This is a genomic window from candidate division TA06 bacterium (genome assembly GCA_016208585.1).
In the GTDB taxonomy this organism is placed as follows: domain Bacteria; phylum Edwardsbacteria; class AC1; order AC1; family EtOH8; genus UBA5202.
In genome coordinates this window covers 1-11,141 of sequence record JACQXR010000117.1, presented here as the reverse complement: position 1 = coordinate 11,141, position 11,141 = coordinate 1, and the positions used below count along the sequence as shown (strand labels likewise).

Genomic DNA, 11,141 nt, shown 5'->3' with positions numbered 1-11,141 from the left:
TCAAAACTTGAACAAAATGTCCTGCGCTATAACCGTCCATTTTGGACGGTTATAGCGAAAAGTCATTATATGCGAAATTAGCTGTAATTACAACTATTTTGAAGCTTTTCTTTGATAATATTGCGCATTTTTGAGGTTTAAAGATAGAAACGAGACTGACACCTTGATGCTCTCAAATTGTCATTAGGTCATGCCGTCAGCCGGAAGTCCTGCAAATGTTGTTCTGCCATTCAGCCTTCTCCGAGAACATTCATTGTTGTCGTCACTGGACTGTAAATCCCGCAGGAACTTTGAATTTTCCCGCTGGCACTTTTGCATTCTCCTCTACCTTCAAAGCTCGTTGAGTGGTTTCCATACCCTTTGTCTTGAGGTTCATATACAACAGGATCTTCTTCCAGCCGCCGTATCGAGTGATGGTTCCTTTTCCGTCGTTGTATTCGAATACCTCGCAGTTCTTTCCGGCGACTTTCATAGCAGGCAATTTCTTGTACTTGCCGGACCGGCGGTCTTTTTCAGTGCCAAATTCCGACCACTCCACTCGCAGCTCCGTCCCGCGGGATGCAGTACCCCGCTTGTAAGCAGTCTTGTCATCGGGCTTTACCAGATAGAGGTCCTTCCCATCGCTCAGATAGGTTTCTCTCAGCGTGTTGCCGGAGAAGGTTTCTTTGCATTCCTTGATTCCAAAATCATCGAAGGAAACCACAATCTTCTCCTTGATCTGCATACCTGACACTTTCATGATCGACTCGCATGTCACAACGCCTGATTTTATGTCGTATTTTTTCACAGGCGTTTGTGCGGCAACCGGATTGTAAAACATTGCCCCGATAAGCATCGTGGAAAGAACAACCGATAACAACCTTACCATCAGACTTCCTCCTGTTTTCGTGGTGAAACACTTTTGATTGCCATATCTCTTTTCGTCCAGCGTGCATCTCCTTTCATTAACGGTTTATTTCGCCTAACTACCGGTGTTACAGAGCTTTGTTTATGGCGGGGCCGACGGGGTTCGAACCCGCGACCTCCGACGTGACAGGCCGGCGTTCTAAACCAAACTGAACTACGACCCCACCATAAACGATTTATTATAACAAAAATGATTTTATAAGTCAACTATATGAGTGCTTTTGCTTTTGTGAGTGCTTTTGTGTGCGACAGGCTAAATAACCTCTCGGTCGGCCTTGCCCTTGATGAACTGCTGGATGTGTTCATCGGGCATTTTTTTGATCTGCTCCGGGGTGCCGCAGAAGATGATCTGCCCCTGGTGAAGCATGGCTATCCGGTCGGCGATCTTGTTGGCGCTGACCAGGTCGTGGGTGACGGCGATGGAAGTCAGGGAAAGTTTTTGGGAGAGAGTCATCATCAGGTCGTTGATCCGGTCGGCGGTGATGGGGTCCAATCCCGTGGTGGGCTCGTCGTACAGGATGTAAGCGGGATCCATGGCCAAAGCCCGGGCCAGTCCCACCCTTTTTTTCATCCCGCCGGAAAGCTCGGAAGGCATTAGGTTCTCGGTGCCGGACATGTCCACCAGGGCCAGCTTTTGGACCACGGTCCCGGCGATCTGGCCGTCGGTCAATGAACTGTGTTCTTTAAGCCCCAGCCCCACGTTCTGGGCCACGGTCATGGAGTCAAACAGGGCCGATCCCTGGAAAAGCATGCCGAACCGCCGGCGCAGTGAGTACAGTTCCGCCTTTTTTATCCGGCTGATCTCGGTACCGTCAATGGCTATCGAGCCCCGGTCGGGACGGGCCAGGCCGATGAGGTGGCGCAACAGCACGCTTTTGCCGCAGCCGGAGCGGCCCATGATCACCATGGTCTCGCCGGTCTTGATGTCCAGCTCCACCCCGTCCAGGACCTTTTTATGCCCATAGAATTTATGTAAATCGCGGATCTCTATCATTTATCTATGTACTGGCTTTAAATATTCTTAATATTTTTTAAATTGGGTTGTCTGATAAATAATCTGCGGATATCCTCGTCCCATTATGGTTCCCGGATTACTCCGTTTTTTTAATATTCCACCTTCACCAGGCACAACCCGCAGGCCGGAGCGGTCTTGCCGGCCAGGGTCCGGTCCTTTGCTTCCAGTATCTTCTTCAGATCCTCGGGCTTAAGATGCCCCCGGGCCGCGTCTATCATGCTTCCCACTATGATCCTAACCATGTTATGCAAAAAACGGTTGGCCTCGATCTGGAAGACCAGAGAGCCCTCGGACAGGGTCCACTCGGCCATGGTAACCTCGACCAGGAAATTATTGACCTCGGCCTGGGCCGAGGCAAACGAAGTAAAATCATGCCTCCCCAAAATTATCTGACACAAGCCCGGCAAAATATTTTGATCAATGGGATAAGTAATGGCCCAGGCAAAACGCTCATTAAGCGGCGAGCGCCGGGTGATTATCTGGTAACGGTAGGAACGGGAACGGGCGTCGAACCTGGAGTTGAACCCGGGATCGGCCTCTTCGGTCTTAAGCACTGCCACGTCGTCGGGGATAATGGCGTTCAGGCCCAGGCAAAAGGCTTTTAAGGGAATGTCCGTTTCCGTCCTGAAATTGGCCACCTGTCCCGAAGCATGGACTCCGGCATCAGTCCGGCCCGAGCCTAACAGCGAGACTTTTTCCCCGGTCATCCGGGACAAGGCCGGCTCCAAAACACCCTGCACCGTGCGCTGTTCCGGTTGGACCTGCCACCCGGCAAAGGCCGTTCCGTCGTATTCAAGAAGAAGTTTGATGTTCCGCAATTTGTTCTTCATTCAAATATTGGCCACATAATGCCTGCCCTGCCCTGAGCAGTGTCAAAGGGCACAACGATCAAATATAGTTTTTGAGTTTTGCGCTTTCGGTGCTTTTTGTGGTTAAAAGTTCCCCTACATAAAACGCATGGGGCTTAGCATTTCTTTGGGTGTGATATGATACATCCCCACCCGCTCGATCAGCAGCTGTTTGATCTTCCCCTCCGGCAGTTCCAGCATGGCCGCCAGCGTTTCGTTCAATTTGACCCCGCCCTCGACTAACCGCATTTTGATGGTCAGGGAACTGGCCTCGGCCGAAACATCCAGGATCTGCGGGGCCAGGTCCAGTTCCTTGTGCTGGTCCTTGCGCAAAATGTTCACCGGCCAGGGTTTTTTGTCGCTGAGTTTTCCCCTGGCCTTTTGAACCGCGGCCTGGGGATCAAAAACTGTAGCGCTCACCACCCTGTATTCAGCGGCATCGCACAGCTCGGTGATGGATTTGGCCTTGCCGAAAATGGGCTTGGACTCCAAAACTTTTAACCCCGGCGGCAAATGCATGTTTATCAGCAGGCCTATGTCCTCGGACATAGGCCGGTCCAGCTGGATGTCCATATAGTCGGCGCTGCTGGTCAGCCCCAGAGCCAGCGGCGGGCCGAAGGCCAGCTTGGGATGGGGGGAAAAACCCTGGGAGAATGCCACCGGCAGTTCCGCCCGGCTGATGGCCCGCAGCCAGGCCCGCATCAGGTCCAGGTGTGATATGAAACGAAGTTCCGGACCCTTGGCATAGCGCAGGCGGAATTTGGTCCTGGCCAGCGGGGCCGGCCCGGCCATCTTCCTGGCGCTGCGCCCGAAACCATCGGCAACTTGCCTACTGTTTACAGTTTCCTTTTTGCCGTTTACCGTTATCTGTTCTTTGTTCTTTGTTAATTGTTCATTGTTACCCGTTCCCTGAATCCCGCAGTCCGCCCCGCAGCCCTGGCATCCAAGTTCCCGGCAGTCCCCGGTGATCTTTGCTTCATAGGCCTTCTGCTTTTCTTGCAGCAGGAATTTCTTGGAAACCCCGTAATCAATATTGTCCCAGGGCAAAACTTCATCGGCGTCCCTGGCCCGGCACAAGTCATTCAGATCGAGGCCCAGCTCCCGCATCGCCTCTTCCCAGCACCCCCAAACAAAATGCTCGCTCCACTGGTCCAGCCTGGCCCCCTTGTGCCAGGCCTTCTCTATCAAGGGTGCCAGGCTGCTGTCGCCGCGGGAGAGAAGCCCTTCCAATTTTGAAGATCGCAGGTCGTGCCATTTCATTTGGATCTTATGGGACTTTAAACCCCGGGACAAAAAATCGATCTTTTGTTGCAACGTTTCCCAGTTGTCCTGGGCCTCCCACTGGAACGGGGTCTGGGACTTGGGTACGAAGGGCGAGACCGAAACCTTCAGGTTGACCCCCAGCCGTGAGGCCTGATGGCAGAGGTCGCACAGTTCCTTGAGATCCTCTTCAGTCTCGGTGGGCAGGCCGATCATGAAATACAGTTTGACCTGCATCCAGCCCTCTTTTTTGGCCAGGGCTATCACCCGCAACAGCTCGTCCTTGCTGATCCCCTTGTTGATCACATCCCTCAAGCGCTGGCTGCCGGCCTCGGGGGCGAATGTCAGGCCGGTCTTCTTCACTTTTTTCAGGGCTTTGATCATCTCTCCGTCAAAGGAATCAAGCCTTAGAGACGGCAGGGAGATGGCCACTTTGGAGACGGAAAAACACCCGTTCAGTTTCTGCAGCAGTCCCAAAAGGTCGGGATAATCCCCGGAGGAGAGCGAAAGCAGCGAGACCTCGTCCCAGCCGCTTTGGGCGATGCCGTCCTTGGCCAGCTTGACCACGTCTTCTGCAGGCCGCACTAATCGGGGACGGTAGACCATCCCGGCCTGGCAGAAACGGCAGCCCCGGGTGCAGCCCCGGGCAATCTCCACCATCAGCCGGTCGTGGGTAACCTCCACCAGGGGCACCAGCGGCGGGTGGGCGGCATACTCGTATTTAAGTTCACTGACATGCCGGGCTTTTATCTTGGCTTTGTTCTTATCATGTATAACAGGAACGTAAACCCCCGATATTGTTGCTAACCGCTGCAATTTCGTATTTCGAGTTTCGGATTTCGAATTTCGGAGAGATTCGCAAATCTCGACGATTGCCTCCTCGCCGTCGCCGATCACAAAGGCGTCGAAGAATTTCGAAAGCGGAGCCGGGTTGGCGCAGCAGGAGCCGCCTCCGATCACCAGGGGATGGCCCTCGTTCCTCTGATCTGAGTATAGCGGCAGGCCGGCCAGGTCCAGCAGGTTCAGCGCTCCGGCATAACAGAGCTCGGTCTGCAGGGTGATGCCCAGAATATCGAATTCCCGGAGTTCGCGCCTGGTCTCCCACCCGAACAGCGGTATCCCATTCCTGCGCATGGCCTCTTCCATATCCGGCCAGGGCAGATAACTGCGATCGGCCAGGGCCTGCGGAAGACGGTTGACCACCGAATATAGAATGGCCAGTCCCAATCCCGACATGCCAATCTCGTAAAGATCGGGATAAGTCAGGGCAATTTTTACCTGCGCCTGGTCCCAGTTTTTATGAATAGAATTCAGCTCGTTATCGGTATAACGCCCCGGCCTCTGCACCAGAGGCAATATTTTATCTAAGTTAGAGTTATGCATACTAAACCATCCATTTTATCACGGCAAATAAAGTTTTGCAATCAAATAAAAGCCATATTTTTATTTAAAGCAGTATTTTATCAAACTGTATAACGATAAAGGCGCCCCGATAACCCTTTCGTCCGGGTCACCAAAACGCCTGGTGAAAATAATGGAGCGGGTGAACGGAATCGAACCGTCGTATCCTGCTTGGAAGGCAGGAGCACTAACCGTTGTGCTACACCCGCACCTCAATTACCAATTAACAAAAATCAATTATCAATTCCACCAATAAAAAGAGAACAACGTACATAGAACACGAATTGTTCATTGTTCACTGTTCATTGTTCACTGTTCATTGCCGAAAGTGGTGGTGAGGGGAGGATTTGAACCTCCGAAGGCTTCGCCGACAGATTTACAGTCTGTTCCCTTTGACCACTCGGGAACCTCACCACGTTTAAGGCACGCGATAAATATTTGAAGAATATAAGAAGTTGCGACGTTCTAAAGTTGAGATAACCTGCTCCAATTTTCTCAACTTCACAGCCTCTTAGCTTCTAATGAAAGCCTGGAGCCACCGAAGGGACTTGAACCCCCGACCAGCGGTTTACAAAACCGCTGCTCTACCAACTGAGCTACGGTGGCAGACCCTTTTGCCACGTTGTTTTCCGTCTTGGCTAAAATTATCAAACACCGGCGGGTCAAGGAATCAAATCACAATTTGTAATTTTAGCAGATTTACGGGATAAAAGTCAAGATGACCGGTGTTTTAAAACTAAAAAACTCCCGTTTCTTAACCTGAAATATCTGCTGCCATATTCCTCCTTCGTTTGCACTGAGGCGGACCACCGCCACAACCCATGGCCCAGCTGCAAGCGGAGCCTCGCCTTTGGCGGGGCGTGGCGGGACAAGCAGGTTGGCGGGGTAAACGTTTATCGTTCGGCTGAGTTGTCTGACTGAGCAGTTCGGCAAGCTTGCCATGCAACCTATTGAAGCTTTATCAAAACCGGCATTCCGGTTGGTTTTTTGTTAAGGCTTCCTGAATGAATGGGATAGTCTTTTTCTTTTAATCAGTACTTGAATCCGTGAATTCATTTTGCGTTTTACAAAACCAGCGATTTTCGCTGGAGGATTTTGATAAGCTAAAATATTGTGTGTTTGTATCAATTATAGTCGTTCGCAACAACCCGCCGTCATAGTATCGGGCACCATATAAATCCCTGCTATCCGAAAAAAACACTCCCAAAATATTGCCACTGCTGTCGGAACAAATGTCAGAAAAAGTAATCCCCAAAGAATCAGGCGCATTCCAACCGCTTCCCTTGTTGAAACTAATATATCCGCCACCTGCATCATGATACCAGCTGGTCCATACCGTTCCAATTTTATCTACTGTAATGAGAGGGGTATAATTCCATGATAGCGGATTGATGTCAATGGTCATTTTGCTTGACCAAACAATACCATTATAGCATTTAGAAAAAGGCCTCGTCCGGAGAATTTATGGGTAAACGGGGGGCAATAACCAGTTGAGCATTGTGGCCACTTTTGAATGGAGTTTGTAGCAACCATTCAAAAAATCTAAATAATAGTGAAATATTTACAAAGCCCCGGCAATTATCTTTCGCACCTCATCCCGGGCCTCTTTGGGTTCAATAATCCTGGCCTCGGGGCCGTATAACAGCACCCACCGGGCTATCCAGGCGAAGTTTTGGGCCATCAGGCTCAGGCCGGCCGAGCCGTCCTTGTTCTTTATGGCCTGGGCATTGCGCTCCAGTATCCAGCGGGCGATGGCCGGCGAGAACCACAGCGCCACTTTCTGCTCGTTCCCGGTGGGCTTGAAGATGTGGCCCTGGGCGAACTGGTTGATGTCAAAATATTCCGGTATCCGGTATTTCTGTTTGAGAAGCCTGGCCTGTTTGATCCGGCTGATCTTGAAGGTCCGCTGTTCCCGGCTTTTATGACAGAAGGCCACCGCATACCAGGAGTCTCCGAACAGCACAAAGCCATAGGGCTCAATTATTCGAGTGGAGCTTTGTCCCGATGCGCCGCTGTAATATTCAATTCTCGCCTGGCGGTTTTGCTGGCGGGCCTTGCGCAGAATTTCCAGGGCGCCGGAGTTTGAGGATTCGGCGGCGGCGGCCACTATCTTTTCGTCCAGATGGTCCACCGCCAGCCGGTCCTGGGGCAGCAGGGCCTGGTCGATCTTGCCGAGTATCCTCTTGACGGTCTTACCATAAGGCCCGGAAGCTCCGGCCAGAAGCGGCAGCAACGACATCCTCAGGGCCATAGCCTCGCTTGGAAGCAGGTGGAGCGGCGCCGCAAACTGCTCGGTGTAGGCCATCTCCAGCCGGCCCTGCTCGTCCACCGCCGCCAGGAAAAGATCATTGGGCCCGAAAGGCGGAGTGCCGTACAGGCAGAGCCGGTCCAGGTCCTTTAAAAGCTGGGCCTGGGAGATCCCCAGCTCGGCGGCGATGTCCGCTATGGGATGCCCCTGACGGCTGTTCAGGAACGGAATCAGGGTCAAAAGCCTTTCCAGCTCGCCCGATGTTTTAGCCATGCAGACTCTCCGCTTTAAAGTTTAGACTCTTACCAAAATACACCTTACCACGCTTGCGACTCTGCCTTCCGGGCCGCGATGCTTCGATAGGCTCAGCACAGGTACAGCCGGCGGTTTCGATACACCTCGCCGCCAGCTGAGTGGCCAAAGACCGTATCGAAGCCAGGCGGGCACTCAGTGGTAGGTTCCCCCGTGGTCACGGTTTATACAACTTTAAAACGCTTTGCAGCCTGGCCGAGACCTGCCGGGCTATTTCCTCCGGCTGCTCCACCCGCGCCCGGTCGCAGTTGGCCGCGGCCCAGCGGATGAAGGGAGCGGGGTTGCTGACGGATATTTTGATCCGGTTGGTTTCCTTATCCCAAACCGCCTGCGAACCCAACTCCCTCCGGGCCAGCCAGCCGCTGTCAGGATTTACTTTCAGGGTGACCGGAACGGCCTGGCCCCCGCCCAGCTCCCAGGCCTTGCGGTCCAGGTGTTTGGTCTTGTCGAAATCCTTCGGCACTTTGAAACGGGGCTGGCTGTTCAGCAATTTCAGTTCTTCTATGCGCGAAACCTTGAAGGTGCGGACTTCTTTTCTTTTGTGGCAGTAAGCGATCAGGTACCACACTCCGGCATTGTAAATCAGGAGATAGGGATCGGCCTGGCGCTGGTCTTTGGCATCGCGACTGATGCTGTGATAGCGGAATCGAATGGTGACGCCTTCTTTTACCGCCTCCTGCAGGCGGCCCAACACTTTGGCTTCGGCGGCGGCCCCGGGCTGTTGATTGGCGCTTAACCCAAGTTCGGAAGCAGATCCCTTTTTCTCCGGCTTCTGGCAGCCGATCTTTTGGGCCAGGCTGGCCAGAGCCTGGGCCTGGCCTTTGGAGGCCGGGAATTGCGGCCCGGCGCAGACCAGTGAGATCACCGCCCATTCCTCGGCGGTAAGATCCAGCCGGGGCAGATAATATTCATCGTGGTCAATCAGATACCCCAGTTCCCGGGCCTCGTACTTGGCGGCCTGGGCCGGGTTGTCGATCTCTTCGCCGGTCTCGATGGAATAGACCTTGACCGGCACCCCCAGGCTGCGCAGCTCTTTTTTGTCCCGCTCAAAGGTCCGGTCAAAACTAGGGCCGGAAAGCCTCTGATAGTGTGGCAACAGTTCCTTGATCTCCGGCTTGGGAACCGGGCGGCGGCGCTTTAAAAGCAGGGACACCAGTTCCAGAAGGCGTTCTGTTTTTTGCTGGGCCATTGTCTTTCGAGATCTTTGTTGGTTTTTTATGTGAATGATAATAATAAGGCTTTGGCGGGTTAAAAGTCAACAATAAAAAAGGCCGGATCATTTTTTGATCCGGCCGGGATAAAGAAAACCATATTGGAACGCAGGCTTCGGTAAACTCATCCGAACGATTTTTATTGATTCTAACGAATATTTTTAGTTAAATCCGCGTAGATCCGTGTCCCGTTTATTTTCCTGGACTTTTCTGAAATCCGCTAAGCCGCCCTCAGTTCAACCAGCAGGTCGCTGAGATCTATGTGCCCGGTACCGGTCTGCGCTGGCTGGATGCCGGCGAACTCCGAATATAATTGATAGAATTTTTCCTTGTTGCCCGAAAGAACGCCCTGACAATGTCCGCACACGCCCCACCAGCCCTGCCGGCCGCTTAAGGCTCCCCCGCCGGCCCCCAGGATATAGACCTTCTCCCCGCAGGCCGGGCAGGTCTCGGTCCATTTATTTTCGCTCCATAGGTCCAGCAAACGGCCCAGGGCTATGGCCTTGGTTTTCAAATGGGGCAGGCCGATATAAGCGATATTCAGGCAGCATCCGGAAAGCTTGGGATTCTGGGCTATCCGCCGGTTGTTCTCCACCAACAGGCCGATGTCCCGGGCCAAAAGCCGGGCCTCTTCCCAGGCGTTCTTCCGGGGGGCGGCTTTTAAATCATTTTTGTTTTCTGGTTCAGACATTTTACTCCTTAACATATTAGCGGTGAAACATTACGGGTTCATTTGAATATATACTGGACTTCGGCAAATTTGAAATTCGAATATCGAAACTCCAAACAAATCCGAAACCATAAATTTCAGAAACCAGAAAATGCCAAAAACTGGGCCTTTTGGTCATTAGCATTTGTCCCGCAATATCGGGATCCCGCCAACCTGCTTGTCCCGCCACGCCCCGCCAAAGGCGAGGCTCCGTTTGCAGCTGGGCCATGGGTTGTGGCGGTGGTCCGCCGTAGTAGAAACGAAGGAGGAAGGCGGTGATTTCGGATTTCGGAGTGCCTCCGCTAAAGCTATGGCACACGCTTGCGCCCCGCCGTTGGCGGGGCTACAGCGTGCAGGCACGTGGAAGCCCAATATAAAGCGCAAGCGGATGGCGCTTGAAGAAGACAAGCCGCGCCACGCCATAGGCGGAGGCTCCGCTTTGCCACCGCTTTGCGGGGCAAGCGGGGCCGTTGGCAAGAAGCGAAAGCGGATTTTAATATTCGGGTTTGCTCAACTTTGGCTTTTGCCAAAGTTGAGTATATATTTTAACCACCCAAAGAGCGCAGGGTGTTAAATTACTGTTTTGATTCCGTTTCCGGGGTTTCTTTCTGGTCCTTCTTTTTGCCGGTCACCCTGGCAATCAGGCCGCCCAGCATCCGGCTGATCTCGCCCAGCAGTTTGAGCCGCTGTTCGGCCGCTTCCGGGGTCATATAACCCATCCGGGCGATCTTGTGATACCAGTCCTGGGTGGCAAAAGCAAAGCCCTTGGCCGCGGTCAGGCGGTAGCCGAATTCCTTCTGGCCTCCCCGGCCGTAGCCTTCAGCAATGCTGGCGCCTATGGACCCGGCGCACTTGACCACCTGTCCGGCCATCAAGAATGAGGCCTTGCCCTGGGGAAACCTTTCGGTGTCCTGGGCGGCCAGTTCAAATAGTTCCACCGCTTTTTGCCAGACTATCAGGTCGGTAAAGTTGGCGGTTTTGTTGGTTGTTTGTTCCATGTTCAAATTCTCCTTTTGTAAATACACATTTATTTTTGGTTGTTTGGTTTTTTAGCCCGCGCTCTTTAGGGCTGGTTTGTTAATTATTTGAAGGGCTCTTCTCCAATGAGTGTGGGTAAAATCGAACTTGGTGGCGAGCTGAAGTAGTTGGCAGTAAACGAGTTCTTTGATAGCAACCCCGGTAAAAATATGGTAAACTTCCGGTATGAAGAAGATCAAACGATTGGAAGACG

The 11,141-nt window shown here is 52.7% G+C and carries 9 protein-coding genes and 4 tRNA genes; all 13 read right to left on the bottom strand.

The features are described 5' to 3' along the window. Positions 1-262: 262 nt before the first annotated feature. Positions 263-868, bottom strand: a complete 606-nt coding sequence (locus tag HY768_08970) for a hypothetical protein (GenBank protein MBI4727330.1) — start codon at positions 866-868, stop codon at positions 263-265. 123 nt (positions 869-991) lie between these two features. After that, positions 992-1,070, bottom strand: a tRNA-Asp gene (locus HY768_08965). An 89-nt stretch (positions 1,071-1,159) separates the two neighbouring features. Beyond that, the gene (locus tag HY768_08960; protein MBI4727329.1) at positions 1,160-1,900 is read right to left on the bottom strand and encodes an ABC transporter ATP-binding protein; all 741 of its coding nucleotides are present in this window, start codon (positions 1,898-1,900) and stop codon (positions 1,160-1,162) included. Between the two features lie 110 nt (positions 1,901-2,010). Then, complete coding sequence (gene truA, locus HY768_08955; protein MBI4727328.1) at positions 2,011-2,751, bottom strand: tRNA pseudouridine(38-40) synthase TruA; 741 nt, start codon at positions 2,749-2,751, stop codon at positions 2,011-2,013. Between the two features lie 114 nt (positions 2,752-2,865). Continuing rightward, positions 2,866-5,412 carry a TIGR03960 family B12-binding radical SAM protein gene (locus HY768_08950; GenBank protein MBI4727327.1) on the bottom strand — a complete coding sequence of 849 codons (2,547 nt, stop codon included), beginning with the start codon at positions 5,410-5,412 and terminating at the stop codon, positions 2,866-2,868. A gap of 152 nt (positions 5,413-5,564) precedes the next feature. Continuing rightward, positions 5,565-5,639: transfer RNA gene (locus HY768_08945), tRNA-Gly, on the bottom strand. Between the two features lie 120 nt (positions 5,640-5,759). Further along, positions 5,760-5,844: transfer RNA gene (locus HY768_08940), tRNA-Tyr, on the bottom strand. A gap of 116 nt (positions 5,845-5,960) precedes the next feature. Further along, positions 5,961-6,036: transfer RNA gene (locus HY768_08935), tRNA-Thr, on the bottom strand. A 421-nt stretch (positions 6,037-6,457) separates the two neighbouring features. Further along, the gene (locus HY768_08930) at positions 6,458-6,835 is read right to left on the bottom strand and encodes a hypothetical protein (GenBank protein MBI4727326.1); all 378 of its coding nucleotides are present in this window, start codon (positions 6,833-6,835) and stop codon (positions 6,458-6,460) included. Between the two features lie 156 nt (positions 6,836-6,991). Then, positions 6,992-7,951 (bottom strand): WYL domain-containing protein, encoded by a 960-nt coding sequence (locus HY768_08925; protein ID MBI4727325.1) that lies wholly within the window; start codon positions 7,949-7,951, stop codon positions 6,992-6,994. Between the two features lie 196 nt (positions 7,952-8,147). Continuing rightward, positions 8,148-9,179 carry a WYL domain-containing protein gene (locus tag HY768_08920; protein MBI4727324.1) on the bottom strand — a complete coding sequence of 344 codons (1,032 nt, stop codon included), beginning with the start codon at positions 9,177-9,179 and terminating at the stop codon, positions 8,148-8,150. A 242-nt stretch (positions 9,180-9,421) separates the two neighbouring features. Next, complete coding sequence (locus HY768_08915) at positions 9,422-9,892, bottom strand: hypothetical protein (protein ID MBI4727323.1); 471 nt, start codon at positions 9,890-9,892, stop codon at positions 9,422-9,424. Positions 9,893-10,485: 593 nt separating this feature from the next. After that, a complete protein-coding gene (locus HY768_08910) occupies positions 10,486-10,908 on the bottom strand; it encodes a four helix bundle protein (GenBank protein MBI4727322.1) in 423 nt (140 codons plus the stop codon). Positions 10,909-11,141: the final 233 nt, after the last annotated feature.